The sequence below is a fragment of the Paraburkholderia sp. CHISQ3 genome (assembly GCF_030464945.1).
GTDB lineage: Bacteria > Pseudomonadota > Gammaproteobacteria > Burkholderiales > Burkholderiaceae > Paraburkholderia > Paraburkholderia megapolitana.
Map to the genome: position 1 here is coordinate 171,890 of NZ_JALPRG010000007.1, position 23,750 is coordinate 195,639.

The window sequence follows — 23,750 nt, forward strand, 5'->3', positions numbered from 1 at the left end:
ACGCGTCATGTTCAAGAACCTGCTCATCGCTGTCGTTGCTATCGTCGGTCTGGTGCTGATCTATGCGGCGACCCGGCCCGATACGTTTCACATCGCGCGTACCGTGCGCATCCAGGCGCCGCCCGAGCGCATTTATGCGCTGATCGACAGTCTGCGCAACTTCAATAGATGGAACCCGTTCGAGAAGAAAGATCCGAATCTGAAGGGCACCTACGGTGGGCCCGATGTCGGTCCCGGTGCGAGCTACGCGTGGACAGGCGAGAAGATCGGCGTTGGACAGATGACTATCGTCGATAACACTGCACCTACACGCGTGACGATGCAGCTCGATTTCATCAAGCCGTTCGAGGCGCACAACATGGCCGATTTCACGCTCACGCCTGCCGCCGATACCCCCGGTGCCACCGACGTCACCTGGACAATGCACGGACCCTCGCCGTATGTGTCGAAGCTGATGGAGGTGTTCGTCAGCATGGACAAGATGGTCGGCAACGATTTCGAAAGCGGACTGAACAACCTGAAGACGCTGGCCGAAGCGAGTTAAGCGCACACCATACACATCGGCCGGCTACGTCGTGCGTTGCCGGCCTCACGGTACAAAGGACTGTTTGATCATGCACAAGCAAATCTACGTCAATCTGGCCGTCGGCGATCTGGGTCGCTCGAAGGCGTTCTTTTCCCACCTCGGCTTCGAGTTCGATCCGAAGTTCACCAACGATCAGGCAGCTTGCATGATCGTTGGCGAGAACATCTACACGATGCTGCTCGTCAAGCCGTTCTTCCAGAGCTTCACACACAAGACGCTATGCGATCCGGCGCAGAGCACTGAAGCACTCGTATGCCTGTCGTGCGATAGCCGCGAAGAAGTCGATCGTCTCGTGGCGAAAGCGGTGGCGGCGGGCGGGAAGGTGCCGCGTGCGCCGCAGGACTACGGCTTTATGTACGAACGCAGTTTCGAGGATGTCGATGGGCACATGTGGGAGTTGATCCACATGGACCCTAACGCCGAATGCGTTTCCTGAGGTCGAACGTGACTACGGCAGCGACGCATCGTGCGATCGAAGCGGTCTGGCGGATCGAAGCGGCGAAGGTCATTGCTTACGTCGCGCGCGTGGTGCGCGACGTCGGTGTGGCTGAGGAACTTGCGCAGGACGCGCTCGTGGCCGCGCTCGAGCATTGGCCCGAAGCGGGCGTGCCCGATAACCCGGGGGCCTGGCTAATGGCGACGGCGAAAAATCGCGCGCTCGACCGGTTGCGACTCGATGCATTGCATGCGCGCAAGCATGAGGAACTCGGCCTCGATCTGGATGCGCTCGAAGCGCATGTCGTGCCCGACTTCGTCGACGCACTCGACGCCGCGCGCGCAGACGACATCGGCGACGACCTGCTGCGGCTCGTGTTCACCGCGTGCCACCCGGTGCTATCGACCGATGCGCGCGTCGCGTTGACGCTGCGCCTGCTAGGCGGCCTCACCACGGACGAAATCGCGCGCGGCTTTCTCGTGCCGGAACCGACGATTGCACAGCGCATCGTGCGGGCGAAACGCACGCTGTCGGCGGCGAAAGTGCCGTTCGATGTGCCGCAGGCCGATGCGCGCGCGGTGCGCCTCGCGTCGGTGCTCGAAGTGATCTATCTGATCTTCAACGAAGGCTATTCGGCGACCGCCGGCGACGACTGGATGCGTCCCGCGCTCTGCGAAGAAGCGGTGCGGCTCGGGCGCGTGCTCGCCGGGCTCGCGCCCGGCGAGAGCGAAGTGCATGGTCTGGTCGCGCTGATGGAGATCCAGGCGTCGCGCACGCATGCGCGTGTCGATGCGCAAGGGCGTCCGGTGTTGTTGCTCGATCAGGATCGCAGCCGTTGGGACCCGCTGCTGATCCGCCGCGGACTCGTCGCGCTGGAGCGGGCCGAGACGCTCGGCGGCGCGAGCGGACCGTACGCACTGCAGGCTGCGCTGGCCGCCTGTCACGCGCGCGCTCATCGCGCGGATGACACCGACTGGGAGCAGATCGTCGCGCTTTACGATGCGCTCGTGCAGGTCACACCGTCGCCGGTGGTCGAGCTGAATCGCGCGGTGGCGGTGGGGATGGCGTTCGGTCCTGCTGCTGGGCTCGAACTCGTCGATGCACTCGCGGCCGAACCTGCGCTCGCGAACTACCACTGGCTACCGAGCGTACGTGGCGACCTGCTCGCGAAGCTCGGTCGTATCGACGAGGCGCGCGTCGAATTCGCGCGGGCAGCATCGATGACACGCAATGCCCGCGAGCGCGAATTGTTGCTGGAACGGGCTCGCACAGCGGGCAACTGAACGCGTTCGTGACGAGTGGTGACGATGCGGCTCAGCCCTGCTGCCGCTTGCGATAATTCGCAACCTTGTGGCGGTTGCCGCAGGTCGCCATGCTGCACCAGCGGCGTCGATGCGATTTCGTCCGGTCGTAGAAACATCTTGTGCAATCGGGCTGTTCGCACTTGCGCACGAGGTCGAATTTGCCGTTAGCAAGTAGTTCCGCCGCCGCTTCGGCAAGTGGCATCAACAGATGTTCGACGCAGCGCTGCTCAGTGCGCCGCTCGACACGCCAACTCCCTTCATCCGCTACCACCTGCACGGCATAGCGACCGCGCGCGAGAAACGCATTCAGCGCGGCCACGTCCACGTTTTCCCCTGCCTTGCGCTGCGCCACGAGTGTTCGCACGGTCTCGCGCAACGCGCGTGTCGCGTCGAGCAGCGCGTGCGGCGCGTGCAACACGAAGGCCGGTGCGTTTGCGGGCAGCCCCATTCGTTCGAGCCAGCGCAATACATCGGCGTCGCTTTGCAGGAAATCGCGCGGCGCGCCGTCTACTTGCGCGACGGTATTCAGCAGATCGAGCGCGACGTGGTCGGCTATCAGCATCGGTTCGATCAGGACGTCCGGGGGCCGGGGCGAGTTCATGGCAGAAGCGTCTGGCTGCAGAGCACAAGGGATAGTGAATCAACTGTAACCGTCAAAATTGTTCTTGACAAGTTACATTGCGTCGTCAATGATGTAACCGTACTGAATGTGTTTTAAAGGTTTCATCATCCACCTTCTCCAGGAGAACATCATCATGTCGACGTCGTTGCTGTCCGAAGCCGGGTTGCCTGCTATTCCCCATGTGTCGCTCAAGCGCGTCGATGCCGACGGTGTCAACGTGTTCTATCGCGAAGCCGGTCCGGCCGATGCGCCGGTGCTGTTGCTGCTGCACGGTTTCCCCACGTCGTCGCATATGTTTCGCGAGCTGATGCCGCGGCTGGCGGCGCGTTACCGCGTGATCGCGCCTGACTTGCCGGGGTTTGGTTTTACGACGGTGCCGGATGCGCGCGGTTATACCTATTCGTTCGATGGGCTTGCGAGGACTGCGCTCGCTTTTGTCGATGCACTTGGGCTTAGTCGCTATGCGTTGTATGTGTTCGATTACGGCGCGCCGGTTGGCTTTCGGCTGGCGCTTGCGCATCCGGAGCGGGTGACGGCGCTCGTGTCGCAGAACGGCAATGCGTATGAAGAGGGGCTTGGCGATGCGTGGGCTCCGATCCGTGCGTACTGGTCGAGCCCGACGGAGGCGAACCGCAAAACGATCGCCGATGAAGTGTTGACGCTTGCGGGCACGCAGTGGCAGTACGAGCACGGCGTGGCCGATCCGCAGAGTGTTGCGCCAGAAACGTACACGCTCGATACGGCGTTATTCGAGCGGCCCGGTAATCGCGATATCCAGCTCGATCTGTTTCTCGACTATCGGTCGAACCTTGGGCTGTATCCGAAGTTTCAGGCTTACTTCCGTGAATTCCGGCCGCCGACTCTTGCGATCTGGGGCAAGCATGATCCGTTCTTCATTCCGCCGGGTGCGCATGCTTACCGACGCGATAACCCGGATGCAATCGTTGAATTGCTCGACACGGGGCATTTCGCGCTGGAGACGCATGTCGATGAGATTGCGGTTGCGATTGATCGGTTGTTGAGGTCAGTGTAGAAGGTGGATGGGGGTCGACCTGAAAGTTCGCAAGCAACCCGCCCAGAAGGCGGGTTTTTGCTTTCTGGGTTCTCCCTACCAAAGGACTTGGACATGATGAGCGATAGCAAGACCAGGTTGAGCAATGCAGCCGTTCTTCACATGCTTTGCGGAAAGATCGCGTCGGGGAAATCGACGCTGACGAAACACCTGGCGCGCACCGAGAATGCCGTGGTGATCAGCGAAGATGTCTGGCTTACGCATCTCTATCCGGGCGAGATCCGCACGCTTGATGATTACGTGCGGTGTCCGGTGCGGATCAGGCGGGTGCTCTCGGAGCATGTGCAGGCACTTCTATCGGCCGGGGTGTCCGTTGTTCTGGACTTTCCCTTCAACACCCGAAACAGGAAGAGTCGTCCCGCCACTATGCGTGTCGCTTGGGATTCCACGCTTTGTGTACGAACTCGATCCGGTTGCCATCGAAGTCGGCGACATTGGCAGCGTAGTAGCCATGGGCGAAGTAAGCGCGGTCGGCTGGTTTCCCCTCGTCGGTGCCACCGGCTTTGATTGCGGCAGCGTAGGCCGCGTCAACCAGTTCATTGGTGTCGCAGACGATCCCGAGGTACAGCCCGGTCTCGCCAGGGTTGCGTCGACGTAACCAGATGCTTGAGCCGACCGCATCGCCCTTGCCGTACACGTCGTCACCAATGCCGTAAAGATCAGGGACGCCCTCGGGGCCCGAAGCGGCGTCGTAGTTGCCGAATACGCGCCAGCCGAGCGGCTTCAAGGCTTCGGAATAGAAAACCAGTGACCTGTCGATGTCGATGACGGAAATGTAGACGTGGTCGATCATTTGAGTGCCTTTAGTCTGGGTGGATATTGCTTGTCTGACTACATCTAACGATATCAAACCTAAGGATGCCCTGCGCTCCGGTAGCGCGAGGAATGACGTGACGGCAGCCCCAGAGCAACGAATGCATATGCACCGCTTCGTCGATCATCAGCCGAACGTGAATACATACGCTTCGACGCCCGGGTCCAGAAACTCGATCGAGAACGTGTGGTCCTGGATGTGGCCGGTTTGCCGCACCAGTTGATAGAGTCGCTGCTCAGTCACGGTTCCACTTCCATCAGCGCTGACGTCGACGCCGTGTGCCTCGCCAGGCGCAGCGTCATCGATGCTGACGCGAAACCGCACCGGCTTTCCGTCATTGCCGGGCCCAAGCACCAGATGCAGATCGCGTGCATGGAAACGAAAGATGATGCGCCCGGACGCGGCCGCAAGCACCGCATGCTCGGCGCCGACCTTCCACGTGCCCGCAAGTCCCCAGTCATTCAGGGCTAGCTGCGAGGGGGCGACATACGTACGCGGCTGGTCCTGCGTTTCGCCGCCGCGTGAAACGAAATTGTCTGCGCGCGCGTAGCCGATGTAGGTTTCGGGAGACTGGATATCGGCGACGTCAGCGGCCATCTGCACGCCTTGCGCAGGTATCTCGGCCAGCCCCAGTGCGATCTTTGCCGCGTCTGCGTGCCCCGCGTCGATCAGCAGTTGCTGAATGACCTTTTCCGATTGTACGTAGTCGCCCTCGCCGAAATAGTGATAGCGGATCCGTCCCTGCGCATCGACTACATACAAAGCGGGCCAGTATTCATTGCCGAGTGCGCGCCAGATCGCGTTGTTATTGTCGATTGCGACCGGGTAGGTGATGCCGAGGTCATGCGTGGCTTTCTTCACATTGCTGACGTTGTGCTCGAAAGCGAATTCGGGCGCCTGCACGCCTATTACAACCAGCCCTTGGGCCTTGTACTTTTGCGCCCACGCTTTCAGATATGGCAGCGAACGTAAGCTGTTGATGCACGAATAGGTCCAGAAGTCGACCAGCACGACCTTGCCGCGCAGGTTCTGAGCGGTCAGCGGCGGGGAGTTCAACCACGCCACTGCGCCGCCAAGCGTCGGCAGTACGCCTTCCACGGGCAGCGCCGCAGCGCTGCGCGGAAGCGGGTCGACTGGTTTCTCCTCGTGTCCGGAGTCGACAACCGTCGGCACACGAGCCAGCGCTAAAGTGTTGGCGCCAAGTGCAATGGCCGCCGTGAGGCAAAACATGACGAAGCGTCGTGGAGGCCGGATGTACATACCGAGGATCGTGAAGATACCGGGCAGACTGGAGAAAATAATGGATAGCATGGTTACTGGACCGTACAGGTTGAGAGACGGGATTCAGGCAGCGTCTGGCGTTGATGCATTTGAACGCGCCGAAGTATCTGGCTTGTGTCTGAGAGGCGGGTCGATTGCAATGTCGTGTATCACGGCGATTCGCAGATACACTGCGACACAAAAAGCGCTTTGGCCTTCACGGCTGCACACATCGCGCCACCGAAACGTTGGCCCACTGGAGGAGCCGCCATGCCCCCAATAGATCGCCGTTCAATGCTGCTTGCCTCCGCAACCATACCGCTGACTCTTGCCGGCTTTCGCACCACGGATGTCGCCCAGGCGGCAGAGAGTGCGTCATCGGCTAAGCCACCAGTAACACTAGAGCCTCAAGACGTCACACGCACACTCGCGCACTACATCGTCGCAGCGAAATACGACGATCTCCCACCCAAGGTCCGCAAGGAAGGCGTCCGCACGCTGTTCAACTGGGTCGGTGTGGCGATAGGCGGTTCCCATCACGAGACCGTCGACATCGCCGTGTCGGCGCTCGCACCATTTTCGGGGCCACCGCAGGCGAATCTGCTCGGTCGTCGCGAGCGATTCGATGTGATGAACGCCGCGTTCCTGAATGGTGTATCGAGTCACATCTTCGACTACGACGATACGCATCTAAAGACGATCATCCATCCGGCCGGACCGGTCGCCTCGGCCATTCTGGCGCTGGCGGAAATGCAACCGGTGAGCGGCAAGGACTTCCTGAATGCGTTGGTGCTCGGTGTCGAAACGGAATGCCGGATCGGCAATGCGGTGTATCCAAATCACTATGACGTGGGCTGGCATATCACCGGCACCGCTGGCGTATTCGGCGCAGCTGCGGCCGTCGGCAAGCTGATGGGGTTGAATGAGCAGCAGATGATCTGGGCTCTCGGCCTTGCAGCCTCTCAACCGGTCGGTCTACGCGAATCGTTCGGTTCGATGAACAAGAGTTTCAATCCTGGTCGCGCGGCGAGCAACGGTTTGTTCGCGGCGATTCTCGCTTCGAAGAACTTCACGAGTTCCGACAAGATGATCGAAGCGAAGCGTGGTTGGGCAAACACGCTCAGCACCAAACAGGACTACACGCAGATTACCGACGGGCTCGGCCAGCATTACGAAGCGGCGCTCAACACCTACAAACCGTTTGCCTGCGGCATCGTCATGCATCCGGCCATCGATGCTGCAATCCAGTTGCGCAACGAGAACCGGTTGACACCGGACCAGATCGCTCGGGTTGAACTCAAGGTGAATCCGCTGGTACTCGAACTCACAGGAAAGAAGACACCGCGCGATGGGCTCGAAGGCAAGTTCAGCATCTATCACGCGACCGCGGTGGCGCTTGTCGAAGGAGCCGGCGGCGAGAAGCAGTTCAGCGATCGGGCTGTGCGCGACCCGGTCATCGTCGACCTGCGTGGCAGGGTCGTGCCGATAGTCGATCCCATGATCAAACCCGAGCAGGTCGATATGACCATCGTGCTAAAGGACGGGCGATCGCTGCACAAATATATCGAACACGCCATCGGCAGTCTCGAAGTGCCGATGAGCGATCAGGCGCTCGAGAAGAAATTTGCGGATCTCGCAGACGGGATCATCCCGGCTCAACAGGCCCGTCGCGTTATGGACCTGTGCTGGGGAGTGGAAGACCTGACAAGCGCTGGCGATATCGCGAAGAATGCAGCGGCCGCCTGATGGCGCATTCGCGAAGACGGTTCTTAAGTCGCGGGCTTTAGCGACGCATTATGCCGCTCCCTTAAGAGCGTCAATAATGCCGCAAGCGCAGAGGAAACCTGCTTGCGCGATGGGTAATAAAGGAAGAATCCGGGAAAGGGCGGCGTCCACTCTTCCAGCAACCTGACAAGGCGACCCGATTCGATCCACGCCGCTGCCTCGTGCTCCAGGACGTAAGCGACACCGAGTCCATCCACGGCGGCTTGAAGCATGGGCTCGGGTTCGTTGAACGTCAGCGGACCGGACAGTTTTAGCTTCAGGTGACGGCCGTCCTTTTCAAACTCCCAGGCATAAAGCGTGTGCGCGCTAACCATCCGGTAGTTGATGCAAAGATGCGCTTGAAGGTCCTCCGGCGTCCGCGGCGCGGGATAGCGCGCCAGGTACGCCGGCGACGCCACGACTGCCATACGAAGCTCCGGTCCTACGCGAAGCGCAACCATGTCCTGCTCCAGTTTCTCGCCGAGTCGAATACCCGCGTCGAAGCGATCGGCCACGATGTCGCGAAACCCATAATCGATGATGACTTCGAGCGTGGCTTGCGGATGCGCCGCGCAGAAATCGGCGAGCACGGGCCGGATGACGGCCTCATAAGCCTGGCGCGTCGCCGTGATGCGAAGCGTGCCGGAAACGCGATCGTGCTCCCGCCCTAACGTGCCTAAGGTGTCATGGATTGCGGCAAGCGCGGGCTCCAGTGCGAGCAACAGCTTTTCTCCCGCTTCCGTCGGCGCGACGCTGCGGCTGGTTCGTCGCAACAACGCGATGCCGAGACGTTGCTCCAGCCGCTTGATCGTGTAACTGAGCATTGAGTTCGATACGCCGAGATCGGCAGCTGCGCGCGTGAAGCTGCGGGTTCGCGCAACCATGGCAAACGCCGACAGATCGTCAAGGCTGCCTCTCGGTATCGTGCGATCTGATGGCATGACTCATTCGAATTATCCAGGATGATTGCAAGGATAAGCGTCTCTACCATAGCGTCAAGGTGCGATTTCGATTCGTTCACAAGATGAAAGGTAAAGACATGATCAAGAAAAATGCTGTCTGGCTAATTACAGGCTGCTCGAAAGGTTTAGGCCGGGCGCTGGCTCTGGAGGCTCTCAAGTCGGGTTATCGCGTCGTCATGAGTGCACGGGATGTGTCGACGCTCGCGGACATCGTGAAGGAATACGGCGAGGCCGCCGCTGCCGTGGAGCTCGACGTTACCCGGGTCGATCAGGTGCGCGCGGCAGTGGCTGCGGCCGAAGCGCGCTTTGGGGCCATCGATGTGCTCGTGAACAATGCCGGCTACGGGTACCTCGCAGCGATCGAGGAAGGTGAAGACGATGACGTCCGGGCAATGTTCGAGACCAACGTCTTCGGCTCCTGGAACATGATCAAGGCGGCGCTGCCCGGTATGCGCGAGCGTGGCCGCGGACACGTCGTCAACATCAGTTCGGTCGGCGGGCTGACGACTTTTCCGGCGGTCGGTTTCTACCATATGGCGAAGTTCGCCGTAGAGGGGTTATCCGAAACACTGGCCAAAGAGATTGCGCCTTTTGGGCTCGGTGTGACGGCCGTCGAGCCGGGCGCTTTTCGAACCGACTTCCGCGGCGGGTCCTTGAAGCAGTCGAAGACAAGACTGCCGGCCTATGCGGAGACCGCCGGCAAGGCGCGCGACAATGTATCCGCTGCGCATGGGGCGCAGCAGGGCGATCCGGTGTTGGGCAGCAAGGCGATCATTGCCGCTGTGGAGTCGGATCGACCGCCGATGCATCTGGTGATCGGTGGAGATGCACTCGATCTGATCCGCAAAAAACTCGCGGACCTCAATCACGATCTCGACACGTGGGAAACCGTGACGAGAAGCACCAGTTTCAAAGAGCCCGAGAAGACCTGACACGCGTGTAAAGCAGATCCTTCCTTCTGGTCCGTCTCCGCTTGACCTATAGTGGTCTTCGCGCGGTCGCGCATGAAATGCGTTATCGCGTGCGATGAACGTCCACGAAATAGAGAAGGAGAGTCGTGATGGCAGGAGACAGCGTCAGCCGACGCCAGATGCTAGCGATGTTAGGAGGCATAGCCCCCTTGCTGTTGACCGGAGGCGCGGAGGCGAGTCCGATCGACACCAGCGAGACCATGTATACGCTGCCTCCGGATATCAAGTTCGTCCCGCAGACCGACGCGCCGCCGAAGAGCATCGAGAGCGCGTACCTGTATAGCAATCCGGTGAAGGAAGGCATCTATTACACGCTGATACGCTGGTACCCGGGCTATATGAGCGCGCCTCACAGCTACGCCTCGGATCGGTTATGCGTCGTGCTGTCCGGCACCTGGTGGATCAATAGCGGCCAGGACTTCGATCCTGGGCACACGGTACCGGTGCCGGCCGGCACCTTCGTGCGGCGCATCGCGCGAACCTGGCATTACGACGGTGTTCGTCGCGGCGAACCAGAGCCGGTCGTGATTGCCATCTGTGGAATCGGTCCGGTGGATATCCGGCTGGCGGAGACGGACAAGCCGCTGGTTCGGGCTGTATAAAGCGGCATCGTTTCCTGTGTGGTGTCGGAAACCCCGCGGGGCTTCCGACGCTTCATTGCTGACGCAACGATCTCAACCCTGCACGAACTTCTTCCGCAAACAACTGCGGTTGTTCCCACGCCGCAAAGTGTCCGCCTTTCTCAACCCTGTTGTAATAGATCAGATTGTGATATGCCCGCTCTGTCCAGCTTCGCGGGGCCTGGTAGTTTTCGCGCGGAAAGACGCTGACGGCAGCCGGGATGGACACATCGGCGGCGGCCAGGAAGTTGAAGTGCGACTCCCAATAGAAGCGCGCGGCGGAAATCCCCGTGTTCGTCAGCCAGTAGAGTGTGATGTCGTCGAGGACATCGTTACGTGTCAGGCTGCCGGCCGATTCGCCATTGACGTCGCGCCCAAACACCGCCGATGTCAATGCCGCGGCCGGTTGAACATAACCGTCACCGTGATCGAGAAGCCAGCTTGCCAGTGCAACGGGTGAGTCCGCTAATCCGTACAGCGTTTGTGGGCGTGTTCCCATCTCCAGTGCGTAGGCGCGTCGTTTCTTGAAGGCCGAGTTGAGCTGCTCGTAAGCGTGCTTTTCGTCATCGGAGAGGCTGGAGGGTGGAGCATCGCCAGCCTGAAGCGCCTTGGCAATTTCCGGCGGAACCGTAGCGGGAAAGCTGACGTGTATGCCCAGCAATTCCGGCGGCGCCTGCTTACCCATTACATTGCAGACTACGCCACCAAGGTCGCCGCCTTGCGCGGCAAATTTCTCATACCCAAGGCGCTTCATGAGTACGACCCAGGCACGCGCGGTTTTCTCCGGTCCCCAGCCTGTCGTAGTCGGTTTGCCTGAAAAACCGTAACCCGGTAGAGACGGAATGACCAGATGGAAGGCATCCGACGCGCTCGCGCCATAGGCGGTGGGATTGGTTAGCGGATCGATGATCTTGAGCTGCTCGATGATCGAACCGGGCCACCCGTGCGTGACGATGAGCGGCATGGCATTTTCATGTTTCGAACGAACGTGGATGAAATGAATATCCAGCCCATCGATCTCGGTGATGAATTGCGGCAGCGCGTTCAGCTTCGCTTCACATGCGCGCCAGTCGTAGTCTGTCGACCAATGGCGTGCGAATTCCTGCACCATCGCGAGCGGCACGCCTTGCGAGTCGTCGGTGACCGTCTCGCGCTCGGGCCACCTCGTTGTCTTGATGCGTCGTCGCAAATCGATCAGTTGCGATTCGGGAACGTGCACACGAAGCGGACGAATCGCGGTCGTGTCGCCGCTTGCCGGTTGCGTAATTTGCGTGATCGACGAATTCGTTTCTGCGAACGCGAGCTGGCTCAATGAGCCGGCAGCAACAGTCGCCGCGGCTACATTCACGAAACGACGGCGCGACGGCGATTGGGGAGAGGTGTTGTCGGACATAGGGTCTCCGGGTGGCAATGAAGCCGGGTTCCTGAGGCAGTGAAAGGTGCACTGCATCTCGAGCCCAACGCTCGAAGACCGTATTCGAGCGCACGGAGTTATCCCGCATGTGTCGGAGAATGTGGCTTTTGTATAGGCGTGTTTCAACACGTGCTGCGGATACATTACGGTACAAATGCGGACTTCATCGAGCGTACGCAAAGGTGCGTTGTTCGCTTGCAGGTAGTGCCTGCTCAGGCGTAAGCCGTACCTTCCATTGCAGCTTTAACGCCGACGGTTCCTTGCTCGACCATAGCGAGAAACACCGCTTTCGCTTCCCCGATATCTTGCCGCTGTCGGAAGGTTTGGTGAGCCTGGATGAGTGCCACGGTCCACACGGCAAAGAACAAACTCGCCGCCAGATGGGCGAGAGGATCGGCAGGTTCTTCTTCTACGCATTCGGATAGTGCCACCGCCAGTACTTGCGTGAGTTCGTCGCGTATCGCTCTGGCGCGTGCCTTGAGCGTCTCACTACCCTCGATCGTCTCGATGAAACCCTGACTTGCCGCAGAGAATTCAACGAACGGACTCTGTTCCTCGGCAAGCCGGTGAGCGAGCAGACGCAACGTTTCGATCGGCGCCACGCGCGCATCGCTCTGTCGCAGTGCCTCACGCAGGATCTCGCGGAATTCCTCGTCCCGATCGAAGAACATGTCCTCCTTGCGCGGAAAGTGATTGAACACCGTCATCCGCCCGACGTCGGCGGCTTCCGCGATCTCGTCCACGGTCACTTCATCGAAGCCCCGTTCGAGGAAGAGGCGCGTGGCGATATTGGAGATGCCCTGGCGCGTGGCGAGGCGTTTGCGGGATCGACGGTCGGATGGCGTTGACATGGCGCAGATGATATCTCAAAATATGTACTGAGTACATATTGGAATCAAGTACATGAAATTCATGGTGGATGTCGTCATTGTGGGCGCCGGCCCAGTCGGACTTCTGAGCGCAATCGAGCTGACTCTGGGCGGTGCGCGCGTCCTCGTGCTCGAACGCCTCGCGGCCCCGAGCATGGCCAGCAAGGCACTCGGTATCGGACCGCTGGGAAGCGAAGCGTTGCAGCGTCGCGGCATGGCCGCGGCGATCGTCGCCGCGGAAGAGCACACCTTCGCGACGATAAGGAAGTTCACGGAGCAGAACGGCCCGAACACGCGTGGAAAAGGGTCGAAGTTCAGCGGTCATTTTGCTGGCCTGTCTCTTATCCGCAAGGATGCGCAGAAGGAGCCGCAACGGCATGCACACCCCGTGGATCAACAGGCTGTCGAAGCGATGCTGGCCGAACGCGTACGCGCGCTTGGCATCGAGGTGCGTCGCGAGTGCGATGTCACGAACTTCGCGCAGCAGGTGGACGGCGTCGATGTGGAGTGGGCATCTCCGGCAGGTAAAGGCCGTATCCGTTGCGCCTACCTCGTCGGTTGCGACGGCGGGCGTAGCCAGATCCGCAAGATGGCTGGCTTCGCGTTCCCCGGCACGGCGCCGTCGATGACGATGTATCAGGCGACTGCCGAGATCGATCATCCCGAGCGCCTGTTGCCTACCGGTTGGCGTCGCACATCGGGCGGCGTGTTTTCTTATGGACCGTTTCCCGGTCGATTCTTCATGCTGGACTTTAGCGGTCCGCCGGAAGATCGCGAGGCTCCGGTCACGCGTGAGGAGATCGAAGCGGTTCTACGCAGGATTAGCGGAGAGGATGTGCGTGTGAAGGCGCTCGAAAGCGCGAGCCGGTGGACCGATAACACGCGGCTTGTCGATACCTACCGTCAAGGCAGAGTGCTGCTTGCTGGCGATGCCGCACATGTCCATTCGCCGTTCGGCGGTCAGGGCCTGAGTCTCGGGCTAGTGGACGCTGCGAATCTTGGGTGGAAGCTTGCCGCGGTGGTTCGCGGCGAGATGCCCGACTGCCTGCTCGATACCTACACGGCCGAGCGTCGACCTGTCGCCGAAGCCGTCATGGCAAACACGCTTGCGCAGATCGCCATCATGCGACCCGATCCACAAGCGGGTGCGATGCGGAACATCGTCGCAAACCTGATGCAGTTCGATAACGTCAATCGCTTCATTGGCGAGATCATGAGCGGGCTTTCCATTCGTTACGACCTCGGCTCGGACCTTGACGATGTCGGACGGTTGATCGGCGACAAGCCGATCGACCTTAGCGATGCACATGTCTCGCTCTACGATGTCATGCAGGATGGCATGGCCGTTTTTCTCGATGCCTCAACCGACGGGAAAGCTTCAACGCTTGTGGCGAGCTGCACGCGACGAGTACGTTGCGTCGCTGTGGCTACCGGGCCTTCGATGCTGATTCGTCCCGATGCCTGCATCGCCTGGACCGGTGAGGGGAACAGCGCAGACGGCCTGGAAGAAGCGCTGCATCGCTGGTGTATTCCGGCACTCGATGTGCCGGTTGATAAGCGAGCAGCAGACGCCTAGCCGAAAATTTTCAGGTGCTCGGCGAGTATGGTGCTGCCGATTCCGATCAGCACTACGCCGCCCGCCATCTCCGCACGCCTGCCCGCGACGCGACCGATGACACGACCGAGCATGACCCCGATCGTAACCATCGCCATGGTGGCGAGTCCGATCGCCGCAGCCGTCGAGTAGATGTTGACGTCGACAAAGGCGAGGCCCGCACCGACTGCCATCGCATCGATACTCGTAGCAAAGCCCGTTAAGGCAAGCAACCAGAACGAATGCGTCGCGGGCTTTGTCTCTTCGACTTCTTTAGCGCTGAAGCTGTTGAAAACCATGCGAGCGCCAAGGACGAACAGCAACGTAAATGCGATCCAGTGATCCCATGCGGAGACGTATTGCGCTGCTGCTTTGCCAAGAAACCACCCGGCCAAAGGGGTTAGCGCTTCGATAACGCCGAAGATCAGTCCCGTCCTGACAGCCTCGCTCCAGCGAGGACGATGGAGCGTGGCGCCTTTGCCGATTGCGGCTGCAAACGCATCGGTGGACATGGCGAAGGCGAGGAACAAGGTTGCGACAGGATTCATGAGAGCGAGCACTCAAGGTCGGGCAGAGAACCATGACACATCGCCGCGCCCGACCGGTCGCGTGATGTGTCGATGGTCTTGCCAACCTGACGGCTGCCTGCACCACGGTCTGTGCGACCGAGTATGTTGATGCAGGCGCTTCCGGGCGGAAGCCGGCTACTCCCCAAAGACAGGGGCGAGCATAGCATTGGTGAAAGTATTTTGTAATTGAATTTGCGCGCCACGGTGGCCTGTGGCGCAAATGTTGGTATACCCCCCTACCCTATTTTGACTATACTCCTCCACCGTACACCGGAGGCCATCGATGAGCCACACCATTCGTGAGAAACAGAAGTTGCTTAACCGCGTGCGCCGTATCAAGGGGCAGGTGGAAGCGATCGAGCGTGCGCTCGAGGAAGAACAGGGATGTCTCGACGTACTGCAGCAGATCACGAGCTGTCGCGGTGCAATGAATGGCCTGCTGGCCGTTGTACTCGAAGACCATATCCGTACCCATCTCGTCGATGCCGAAACTCATGATGAGCCGGCCGGCAGTGCGACTGACCAGCTCATCGAAGTTGTTCACAGCTATTTCAAGTAGAGCGCGATATGAGTGATTTCAAAGACGCTGCATTCGGTGCAGGACACGATCACATCTTCCTCGGCGCTGCCCACGAACAGAATGAGCGCCGCACGTGGGCGGTCATTGCGCTGTGCAGCGTGATGATGCTGATTGAAATCGTCGGCGGTAGCATGTTCGGATCGCTGGCGCTGGTTGCTGACGGTCTGCACATGTCGACGCACGCTGGAGCCATGCTGATTGCTGCTCTTGCCTACACATATGCGCGCAAGCACGCTGCCGATTCTCGCTTTGTGTTCGGCACCGGCAAGCTCGGCGACCTCGCGGGATTTACCAGTGCTATCGTGCTTGCCATGATTGCTGTGTTGATCGGGTACGAAGCGGTGTCGCGCTTCTTGTCGCCAGTACCGATCCATTTCGGGGAAGCGATTCCCATTGCGCTGGTCGGACTGCTCGTCAACCTTGCGAGCGTGTGGCTGTTGCGTGGCGACCATCACGGGCACAGCCACGGGCATCGCCATGGTCATGCGCACGATGAGCACGCTCACGAAGACGAAGCACGGACAGTTTCTGCTCCGTTCGGTGTGTTTTCTGTTTCCATTTTCGAGGATGGCGTACCGCCGGTGTTTCGTATTACGTCGGCCGCGGAGGTTTCACGACTGGACACATCCACAGTGTCCGTGACGACAGTACGGCCGGATGGGACGCAACAGGTATTCGCATTTAAGGATCGTGGCGGTTATCTGGAATCGAAAGAGGATATTCCCGAACCTCACGCATTCAGGGCCATCGTGCGAATCGCAGATGGCGAGTACGAGATCGGCTTCGAAGAGCACGACCACGACGCTCACGATGCCGCGACCCGCGACCACAACATCCGGTCGGCTTACATCCACGTCATGGCTGATGCGGCGGTCTCCGTACTGGCGATCATTGGCCTTGTACTTGCGCGCACGTTCGGTTGGCTCTGGATGGACCCGCTCGCGGGCGTCGTCGGTGCGCTGGTGATTGCAAGCTGGTCGTACGGGTTGATGCGCGATACAGGTGCGATCCTGCTCGACATGAACCCGGACCGGCGCATGGCTGAGAACGTTCGACACGCCATCGAGGATCGCGGGGACAAAGTGGTCGACCTGCATGTATGGCGAGTCGGTCCTGGCCACATGAGTGCAGTCTTATCGGTCTCGACCAGCGAGTCGCAGCGCGATTCACGCTTCTATCACGCCGTGCTCCAGCGCTTCAAGGGACTGTCGCATGTTACGGTCGAGGTCCAGCCTGCCTGAGCGGCGGCGTGATTATTGCACTTGACTTGCTTCTGTAACCCCCGGCGCGATAGAATCGCGCCAGCTCATTGGGGAGTAGCCGCCCTGGACGCGATGTTCGGGGGCGCACGTCAACATACTTGGGGAGTCGCAAGACCCTCCATGGCGTACGCAGCGATATGCCTGGCAAGACCGATGACACGCATTCCGACCTAACCGGGTCGCCGGAATGCGCGTCATCGCGTTTTATCAGCGCGGCCCGGGTACAACTCCACATGCAATCCTTTCTCGTTTCGACCAGCGTGGTGGGCCTCGCCGAAATCGGCGACAAGACACAGCTGCTGTCTCTCGTGCTGGCTGCGCGTTATCGCAAGCCAATTCCTATCGCTCTGGGCGTGTTTGCCGCGACGTTGATAAACCACGCGGCATCCGGTGCGTTAGGCGCATGGCTCGCGAGCGTTCTGAGCCCCGGCATTTTGAATTGGGCAGTCGTTGCATCGTTTGCGGTAATGGCCGTGTGGATTCTCGTTCCGGACAAGCTCGACGACGCCGATGCGGCGGTGACGAAAAATACGCTCGGCGTATTCGGCACGACGGCCGTGACGTTCTTTCTCGCGGAGATGGGCGACAAGACTCAAATCGTGACGATCGCGCTTGCCGCGCGGTTTCATGAGTTTTTCGGCGTGGTCGCGGGTACGACGTTGGGCATGATGCTGGCGAACGTACCGGTTATCTATCTTGGACACAAGTTCGCGGACCGCCTGCCGACTAAGGCAGTGCATATTCTTGCGGCCATTATCTTTGTTGTGCTCGGTGGACTTGCGTTGAGAACGGCGCTTTATCCGGCGGCGCATCCGATGTTCTAATGACGGCGGTCGATAAATGAGAGGGCGCGCGCGAATTGCACGTGAAGCGCGAGGGGGTTAAAACCGAGGAGCCAGACATGAACAACAAGGAATTGCAGGTCGAGGTAACCGAGATGCTGTCCGCCGGCAAAAAGAAGCAGGACGTTTTTGCTGTGCTATCCGGGAGGGGTGTCAAGGATCGGGTTGTTGCGTACTTTATCGCGGCGCATCTCGATCCACGACGCTACGCCGAGAACAAGGTCCATCGTGGAATCATCATCGCTATCATCTGCATCCAGGGGCTGCTCGGTATTCTCGCGGGGATCTCTATTGCTGCCAGTGACTCGCCGACTTTGGGGCTGGTGGTCGGGGCGATTGTGCTGCTTATCACCGGGCTGTTTGTGTGGGGATTCGCGAAAAACAAAGCCAGCGTATACAACGCATTTATCCTTCTCTCGATAGTAGCGATGCCGGGGCAGATCTCGAGTTTCGTGGAGGACCCTGTTTCGACCTCACTGGGGATGGCAATCGGCGTTGCGGTTATCGTTTACGTCTGGTACGTCCGTCAACGGCTGTTCCCGGATTTTGCTTTTTTGGGCGTCAGGAAGGTGAACGGCCAGTACGTTTTCTCGGACTGAGTCTTCAACAACTAGCGAGATGAACATCCTGAACACAACATCCTTTGATTCTTCAATTCTGTCGACACCTCGTATCAGACTTGAACCTCTTGATGCGAGCCACGCTGCAACGATGTTCGACGGGTTGAGCGATTCCGCTTGCTATCGCTACATTCCGGAAGAGCCGCCGGGGAACGTCGAGGATCTGGCTGCCAGATATCGCATGCTAGAAGGGCGTCGTTCCCCTGATGGTACTGAGGCATGGCTGAACTGGGCGTTGATTGGTCTCGATGGCAGGTCGCACGGCTATGTCCAGGCCACGGTAGACCTGAATGCGAAAGAGGCCTGGGTAGCGTATTTCGTTTTCTCGTCGAGTCAACGTCAGGGCTATGCGAGAGAAGCTTTAAGCGGGTTGCTTCCCGCGCTTCGCGCAGCGTACGGGATCACCAGGTTCAATGCCGCAATCGACACGCGCAATGTCGCATCGATCCGGCTCGTTGAGTCGCTTGGTTTTGTCCTTGACCGGCATGTGAAGAACGCTGACGAGTTTAAAGGATCCGTCAGCGACGAATTTCACTATTCGCTCTAACAGCCACAGTCACAGCAAAAGCTAACTTGTCGCGAGAGCAAACTCGGAGCGTAGATCCTGTAACGTGTCGCGGGCCTGCGACAAACGCTCCACCAGTTGCGCAGAAGCGCGCGTAATGGGCATGCGGGTTTCGTCTGTCATCGGGTGATCGAATGCCAGCATCGCCTTGATTGCGGAGGGATTCGGTGCAGCGAACAACAGCCGCAACACCGGCAGCAAGCTCGCAAATAGCGTGCGCGCCTCTACCTCGCGATCGGTCTGGACCAGTTCCTGCACTTCGACCAGCAGATCCGCACAGACATGTGCGCTTGCCAGAATGCCACCCGATCCACCGCCGCTTACGCAGTCGACAAATGCTTCGTCGGTGCCGCACAGCACGCTGATCGGCAGGCTGTGCAATGCGTCGAAGTGATCCTTCACGCATTCCTTGATCGCGAGGATGTTGTCGTGTTCGAGCAGGCGTTCGACCGTAGCCGGTGCGATTGCCACGCCGGTGCGATGCGGGACGTCGTAGAGCACGATCGAGTGATCGGTTGCGCGCGCCACCTGTTCGAAGTGCCACTGCACACCGGTTTGATCGGGGCAGATGTAGGAAGGCGGGGAGACCAGGTAGCCGGCACAGTCCCAGTGTTCGTAACGCTGGATCTCGCGCAGAACTTCGCGCGTATCGGCGCCGCCCACGCCTATCAGCACGGGCAGGCGCGTACCAACGACATCCGTTAGCGCTTGCAATACCTCAACGCGCTCACCCTCTGACAGCAGCGCGGCTTCGCCGGTGGTACCCAATGCGACGAAGCCACTGATCTCCGTGCGCAGATAGTAGTCGGCGAGACGTTGCAACGCGTCGATATCAACGGCGCCGTTGCGAAACGGCGTGACAATCGGCAACCAGACTCCTGAGTACATGACTAGCGTACCTCCGCGCTGGCGCCACGACGGCGCAGTTGCCCGATGATCGCCTCGGGCAATGTGGCAATCAGCGTGTGCATCGTGCAGTCGAGATCATCGGGTGCAATGTCGAAATGCACGCGAACGTTTCCGCGGACGATTTCCGTGCGGACCACGTAGACGCCTAGCGGGGAGTACAGAAGCGTTCGCAGCAGCTCGCGCGAAGCCGCTTCGGTACGGCCAGGAAGCGTTACGGGGAGCAGCACGCGTGGGGCGCGGAACGGGATGACATTGTTGCGGGAGATCGGTCGTGCGCGTTGGGGCACGGCGTCGAAAATCTGCAGCGGTTGTGTGAGAGCCATGAGATGTGGCCGAGCCACGGTGGTTGTTTCAGACAACTTCGAGGGTAGACTTCCCCGTGTAAACGCGGTGCAAAAATGCGGATGGTGGGCGTCAAGAAATCGTGGTGGCTTCGACGAATCTCCGGAGAAGCTCATTGAAAGGAAACGCATGGAAAATGCGATATCGCGTCAAGTTCTGGAGCGTCTATATGGTCGACCTTGAGAATGCCACTCGCAGGCCACTTCGAGCGGTGTATTCGACGATCGATGGAAACGAACTCCGCGATTTCATCGCCTCGACGTATCCTTTTGAACCGGCGTTTACCTGTGGCTTGTTACGCAGGGGTTTCAACGATGTTTACGACCTTCGCTTTGCAGATGGCCGCCGCAGCGTAGCTCGTCTAAGCTCACGTCGGGCTAGAGGAGAGTCAAATGTTAGTTACGAAACCTCGCTGCTTTTTCATCTTAAGACCTTAGGTGGTCATGTAGCCGCACCAATCCGCACGAATACCGGTGCTCTGAGTATCGAGGTTGACACAGCGGAAGGTCATCGCTCGCTCGTCATATTTGAATTTCTTGCAGGCGATCCGCCAGGTGTCGCGTTGCGTGACGTTAGAACGATGGCTGCGAGCCTCGCAAATCTTCATCGTTTAGCGCAGACCTATAGTGGACCAGCAAGCAAGTATGTTCTGAATGTCGATCATTTGATCAATCGACCGCTACAACGGCTTCTGGATCACTCGTCGATGGATGAGGTTCTTGAGGGACGTCTGAGATCCGTTGCCTCGGTCCTGGTCGAGAAGATCGAAGCGGCGACGCAATTGACCACGGTGGCTTGTCACGGTGACTGCCATGGTGGAAACACGTTTATGACCGATTCTTCGGACGGGAGTCGCATCGCATCGTTCTTTGATTTCGACGATGGTGGTCCGGGCTACCTCGCTTACGATCTCGCGGTTTATCTGTGGGCTAATTTGTTGAACACCAAGGAGTCGGAGCTGGACGCAGAACAGCTTGAGCGATGGAAGTCGTTTATCGAGGGATATCGCGAGTCGTCGCCATTGTCTTCGAGCGATTTCACAGCTATAGCGCCGTTTGTGTCTGCGCGGCACTTCTGGTTTCTGGGGGAGTATGCAAGCCGCAGCGACGAGTGGGGTTCCGCTGTGCTCCCGCCTAAATGGCTTCACAAACAGGTCGACAAACTTGAACGGTGGAAGACGCTTGAAACGCCCGAGGTATGACGGCGATATCCGCAGCGCTAATTCGTATCCGGATGGCGCCGAAGCACCATCCGAATCACCTGCTCACAAACTTCCAACCTGCACTTCGCTTACTTCCCCGTCGAACTTCCAGAGACTCCATTCCCCGACAAACCGGAATCTCCAGAAGGTCAACCAAAGCTTCAGCCCTACATCCCCAGGTTAGACACAATCGCAAGACCAGGACAGTAATGCGTAGCACTCAGATAAGCCGCTTGCTGTGAGCGAACTCCGCTAGCGCTAGACGTAGGCGGATCGATAAACACGGACGCATTGTTCGATCCCGCGGGAGCCGTAAGCGTCATCGTTACTTTCCACCAGTTGCCCGATTTCACCGCGCTTAGCGAAGTCGCCTGCCCCGCGCCCCATGTCCCACGCACTACAGCACCCGTATTCGTATTGATCACCCAACCAAATTCGGTGCCGTTTGCATCGTCGGTCTGAATCGATCCACCAGGAAAGACCGTTGCGTTGGTGGTAGCGAGTACATAGTCGGTGAAGCTATACGACTGCCCGCCCTGAACTCTAATGACCTCATGGATGTTGGAAACCGACGAGCCGTTTGTGCTGATAACCTCGGCGGCCCCTTTGTTGACTCTCGAGATATCCGTCGCAGGTTCGGCTGTGCCGCCATTTGACTGGGACCATGCGTCCGGTGCGGCAAGACCCAACGGCGAGTTGATCAGATTGTTTGCATAACAGGCAGCTGCCGACTTGTCGGCCGGCGGTCCGTAAAAGCCTGCGATGCTCGTTTGAATTGCGTTATCGGTCGTATTGGATGTTGCCTTGGTGATCACCGCGCCTTCGAAGAACTGGATCGGCGCAGCGCTACCATCGCCGCCTTCGCCTAGCGACAAACCGCCCTGCCATTGCCCGTTAAATGCGTGACCCGCAAGGCCGCCGAATTGATAGGCTTCCGGCGGCGCCTGCTCAAAGACCGCTGTGAGAACACTTTGCGAGGCGGAACCGCCTTTAACTGCGAAGACATTTGACGCGGTCAACGGAGAATATTTGGCAAGCACCGTGACGAACTTCTCTTTCGCGGGTTGTTGCGGGCCGTACAGATAAACGCCTGCTTCCGCGTCGACACCCGGCCAGTTCGTATCGAGTGCGTTGCATGCGGGATCTTTTACACCGGGTGCCTGGCTCGACTCACCGTCACAGTAGCCGTAGGGAGCCGAGGCGCCGTTTGCGAACGCCAGTCCAAACATTTCCCCTTCGACTTCCGTGCTTGGGTGCGTCGTGTTCTCCATATTTCCGTAGGTGCCGCAGCACGTCGAGGACTGGCTATAGTGTGCGCCCGCCACCATGTATTCGGCGATATCGCTGTCGCCAATCGACTGGTTCACTGTGCCGAACCTGTTGCGGTACGCCTGTCCCGCCAATGTTCCCAGAGCCGGAATCTGCGCGCCTTGTAGTGGCACGAAGCCTAGCGTGGCGGGTGTGCCGGCAAGCGCCGGCAAATCGTTACCGATCGTGAGCTGAAGAGTCGGCGACTGGGCCGTTAGCGCGGTCGGTGGACTGCTCAGTTGGACTGTCAATGCTCTTCCCGGCAGCGTGATCGTCGCAAAGCCGTTGAGGACCGGAACAGTCGTTGTCTTTTGCGATCCCGATCCACTGCCCGCAACGGTCAGTGATTCGGTTCCGTCCTGGTTGAGCGTGAGCGTGGCGGGCACATTGCCAAACGCTCCGCCTTTGAGGGGCGCAACGAGGTCGATCTGATCGTAGATGTACGTGACTGAACAGGTTGTGTTGCTGCAAAACGCGTTCACGCTCTTGACGTTGGCCGAGCCGATCAACGTACGGTCCGCACCGTGTGGCAAGGTGCCCGACGTATAGGGGTAGACGTTCTGCATCGCATGGTCAGATGCGCGTTGTATCTGGAACAAAGGGCCCCTGTAATTTCTCGTTAGCAGGCGCGTCACGCTGTGTGCCGCGGAGCACGGCGTATTGGCTGTTGCGGCGGTATCGCAAGGTAGAGACACCGCGTTGGCCTCGTCCGTCGATGTGCTGTCACTTGACGAGGCGGCAGCATTCGATTGCGTCGCCGCGTTTTGTGCCGACGCATTCGTATTCGCATTGGCGTTCGCGTTTGCCACGCCTGCCGCCTGAGAACCGGACGCACCGCTACTCGATCCATCACATGCAGCAAGCCCGACTGTCATCGCCAACAAAACGGAAATTAATCCAATTCCTCTGGACATCATGACTTCCTCCGATGAAACCACGCTTCTGATTGGGCCCGCACAACCTTGTTGTAGAGACTGAGTTGCCGGGAATCGTCACTGGTCAAGCAGGTATTCCATAGAACGGTCACTTACTCCTGCGGGTTAGAGCAGGCGCTACAGGGTGACGCGACACGCTGCTTCGTTCGTGCAGCGCCGGGAAAGGAGATCGGTGATGGGGTAAAGCGTGAAGATGCCGGCAAGCTGCGCTGCACTTGAGCGACACGTGGCGGTGTAGCAGGCTTGTCAGGTAATAATATTAATCAACAAGTTCACCCCTTCGCCCCAGGACAATCCCGTATTTTCGCGCGATAGAGCGGGAATCTATG

23 protein-coding genes, 2 pseudogenes and 2 riboswitches are annotated in these 23,750 nt (G+C 59.3%); of the genes and pseudogenes, 15 read left to right on the forward strand and 10 right to left on the reverse strand.

Annotation, left to right across the window (positions count from 1 at the left end):
- Positions 1-7: 7 nt before the first annotated feature.
- The 3 genes from M0D65_RS18250 (at position 8) to M0D65_RS18260 (ending at position 2,305) form a co-directional block, all read left to right on the forward strand.
- The gene (locus M0D65_RS18250) at positions 8-544 is read left to right on the forward strand and encodes an SRPBCC family protein (RefSeq protein WP_266253931.1); all 537 of its coding nucleotides are present in this window, start codon (positions 8-10) and stop codon (positions 542-544) included.
- 70 nt (positions 545-614) lie between these two features.
- Positions 615-1,022, forward strand: coding sequence for a VOC family protein (locus M0D65_RS18255; RefSeq protein WP_091011762.1), 408 nt, complete (start codon positions 615-617; stop codon positions 1,020-1,022).
- 8 nt (positions 1,023-1,030) lie between these two features.
- Complete coding sequence (locus M0D65_RS18260) at positions 1,031-2,305, forward strand: RNA polymerase sigma factor (RefSeq protein WP_266253932.1); 1,275 nt, start codon at positions 1,031-1,033, stop codon at positions 2,303-2,305.
- Between the two features lie 31 nt (positions 2,306-2,336).
- Here the strand turns inward: M0D65_RS18260 and M0D65_RS18265 are convergent, their stop codons facing one another.
- Entirely contained in the window at positions 2,337-2,927 is a 591-nt protein-coding gene (locus M0D65_RS18265; RefSeq protein WP_266253933.1) for an ABATE domain-containing protein, read from the reverse strand.
- A 154-nt stretch (positions 2,928-3,081) separates the two neighbouring features.
- Between M0D65_RS18265 and M0D65_RS18270 the strand changes: the two genes are divergently transcribed.
- Positions 3,082-3,981 carry an alpha/beta fold hydrolase gene (locus tag M0D65_RS18270; protein WP_266253934.1) on the forward strand — a complete coding sequence of 300 codons (900 nt, stop codon included), beginning with the start codon at positions 3,082-3,084 and terminating at the stop codon, positions 3,979-3,981.
- 141 nt (positions 3,982-4,122) lie between these two features.
- A pseudogene (locus tag M0D65_RS18275) lies at positions 4,123-4,344 on the forward strand (AAA family ATPase); the annotation flags it as partial.
- 40 nt (positions 4,345-4,384) lie between these two features.
- On the opposite strand, the gene M0D65_RS18280 reads toward M0D65_RS18275, so the two are convergent.
- Positions 4,385-4,813 carry a VOC family protein gene (locus tag M0D65_RS18280; protein WP_266253935.1) on the reverse strand — a complete coding sequence of 143 codons (429 nt, stop codon included), beginning with the start codon at positions 4,811-4,813 and terminating at the stop codon, positions 4,385-4,387.
- A 147-nt stretch (positions 4,814-4,960) separates the two neighbouring features.
- Positions 4,961-6,046 (reverse strand): annotated as a pseudogene (locus tag M0D65_RS18285) (thioredoxin family protein); the annotation flags it as partial.
- A gap of 318 nt (positions 6,047-6,364) precedes the next feature.
- On the opposite strand from M0D65_RS18285, the gene M0D65_RS18290 reads away from it, so the two are divergent.
- Positions 6,365-7,840 (forward strand): MmgE/PrpD family protein, encoded by a 1,476-nt coding sequence (locus tag M0D65_RS18290; RefSeq protein WP_266253936.1) that lies wholly within the window; start codon positions 6,365-6,367, stop codon positions 7,838-7,840.
- A 23-nt stretch (positions 7,841-7,863) separates the two neighbouring features.
- On the opposite strand, the gene M0D65_RS18295 is transcribed toward M0D65_RS18290, so the two are convergent.
- A complete protein-coding gene (locus M0D65_RS18295) occupies positions 7,864-8,799 on the reverse strand; it encodes a LysR family transcriptional regulator (RefSeq protein WP_308076683.1) in 936 nt (311 codons plus the stop codon).
- A gap of 98 nt (positions 8,800-8,897) precedes the next feature.
- On the opposite strand from M0D65_RS18295, the gene M0D65_RS18300 reads away from it, so the two are divergent.
- The gene (locus M0D65_RS18300; RefSeq protein ID WP_266253937.1) at positions 8,898-9,752 is read left to right on the forward strand and encodes an oxidoreductase; all 855 of its coding nucleotides are present in this window, start codon (positions 8,898-8,900) and stop codon (positions 9,750-9,752) included.
- A gap of 239 nt (positions 9,753-9,991) precedes the next feature.
- Complete coding sequence (locus tag M0D65_RS18305; protein WP_266253938.1) at positions 9,992-10,393, forward strand: cupin domain-containing protein; 402 nt, start codon at positions 9,992-9,994, stop codon at positions 10,391-10,393.
- Between the two features lie 52 nt (positions 10,394-10,445).
- On the opposite strand, the gene M0D65_RS18310 is transcribed toward M0D65_RS18305, so the two are convergent.
- Both M0D65_RS18310 and M0D65_RS18315 read right to left on the reverse strand, forming a co-directional pair.
- A complete protein-coding gene (locus tag M0D65_RS18310; RefSeq protein ID WP_266254161.1) occupies positions 10,446-11,804 on the reverse strand; it encodes an epoxide hydrolase family protein in 1,359 nt (452 codons plus the stop codon).
- A 233-nt stretch (positions 11,805-12,037) separates the two neighbouring features.
- Complete coding sequence (locus M0D65_RS18315) at positions 12,038-12,676, reverse strand: TetR/AcrR family transcriptional regulator (RefSeq protein WP_266253939.1); 639 nt, start codon at positions 12,674-12,676, stop codon at positions 12,038-12,040.
- A 52-nt stretch (positions 12,677-12,728) separates the two neighbouring features.
- On the opposite strand from M0D65_RS18315, the gene M0D65_RS18320 reads away from it, so the two are divergent.
- Positions 12,729-14,270: an FAD-dependent monooxygenase gene (locus M0D65_RS18320; RefSeq protein WP_266253940.1), complete on the forward strand. Its 1,542-nt coding sequence runs from the start codon at positions 12,729-12,731 to the stop codon at positions 14,268-14,270.
- Here the strand turns inward: M0D65_RS18320 and mntP are convergent.
- Positions 14,267-14,836, reverse strand: coding sequence for a manganese efflux pump MntP (gene mntP / locus M0D65_RS18325; RefSeq protein WP_266253941.1), 570 nt, complete (start codon positions 14,834-14,836; stop codon positions 14,267-14,269). The genes M0D65_RS18320 and mntP overlap by 4 nt on opposite strands.
- 7 nt (positions 14,837-14,843) lie before the next feature.
- Positions 14,844-15,013, reverse strand: a riboswitch (yybP-ykoY riboswitch).
- Between the two features lie 127 nt (positions 15,014-15,140).
- Here mntP and M0D65_RS18330 point away from each other — a divergent pair.
- The 5 genes from M0D65_RS18330 to M0D65_RS18350 all read left to right on the forward strand — a co-directional run bounded on the left by M0D65_RS18330 (position 15,141) and on the right by M0D65_RS18350 (position 18,708).
- Positions 15,141-15,416 carry a metal/formaldehyde-sensitive transcriptional repressor gene (locus tag M0D65_RS18330; protein ID WP_266253942.1) on the forward strand — a complete coding sequence of 92 codons (276 nt, stop codon included), beginning with the start codon at positions 15,141-15,143 and terminating at the stop codon, positions 15,414-15,416.
- Positions 15,417-15,424: 8 nt separating this feature from the next.
- Positions 15,425-16,678: a CDF family Co(II)/Ni(II) efflux transporter DmeF gene (gene dmeF, locus M0D65_RS18335; protein ID WP_266253943.1), complete on the forward strand. Its 1,254-nt coding sequence runs from the start codon at positions 15,425-15,427 to the stop codon at positions 16,676-16,678.
- Between the two features lie 58 nt (positions 16,679-16,736).
- A riboswitch (yybP-ykoY riboswitch) is annotated at positions 16,737-16,918 on the forward strand.
- Positions 16,919-16,932: 14 nt separating this feature from the next.
- Entirely contained in the window at positions 16,933-17,523 is a 591-nt protein-coding gene (locus M0D65_RS18340) for a TMEM165/GDT1 family protein (RefSeq protein WP_091012803.1), read from the forward strand.
- A gap of 77 nt (positions 17,524-17,600) precedes the next feature.
- Positions 17,601-18,140, forward strand: coding sequence for a hypothetical protein (locus M0D65_RS18345; protein WP_266253944.1), 540 nt, complete (start codon positions 17,601-17,603; stop codon positions 18,138-18,140).
- A gap of 19 nt (positions 18,141-18,159) precedes the next feature.
- Positions 18,160-18,708, forward strand: a complete 549-nt coding sequence (locus M0D65_RS18350) for a GNAT family N-acetyltransferase (RefSeq protein ID WP_266253945.1) — start codon at positions 18,160-18,162, stop codon at positions 18,706-18,708.
- A gap of 21 nt (positions 18,709-18,729) precedes the next feature.
- Here the strand turns inward: M0D65_RS18350 and M0D65_RS18355 are convergent, their stop codons facing one another.
- Both M0D65_RS18355 and M0D65_RS18360 read right to left on the reverse strand, forming a co-directional pair.
- Positions 18,730-19,614: a 4-hydroxy-tetrahydrodipicolinate synthase gene (locus M0D65_RS18355; protein ID WP_266253946.1), complete on the reverse strand. Its 885-nt coding sequence runs from the start codon at positions 19,612-19,614 to the stop codon at positions 18,730-18,732.
- Positions 19,615-19,616: 2 nt separating this feature from the next.
- Entirely contained in the window at positions 19,617-19,958 is a 342-nt protein-coding gene (locus M0D65_RS18360) for a hypothetical protein (protein ID WP_266253947.1), read from the reverse strand.
- Positions 19,959-20,146: 188 nt separating this feature from the next.
- On the opposite strand from M0D65_RS18360, the gene M0D65_RS18365 reads away from it, so the two are divergent.
- Positions 20,147-21,178 (forward strand): phosphotransferase enzyme family protein, encoded by a 1,032-nt coding sequence (locus M0D65_RS18365; protein WP_266253948.1) that lies wholly within the window; start codon positions 20,147-20,149, stop codon positions 21,176-21,178.
- Between the two features lie 167 nt (positions 21,179-21,345).
- On the opposite strand, the gene M0D65_RS18370 is transcribed toward M0D65_RS18365, so the two are convergent.
- Positions 21,346-23,403, reverse strand: coding sequence for an arabinofuranosidase catalytic domain-containing protein (locus M0D65_RS18370; protein ID WP_266253949.1), 2,058 nt, complete (start codon positions 23,401-23,403; stop codon positions 21,346-21,348).
- Positions 23,404-23,750 lie beyond the last annotated feature (347 nt).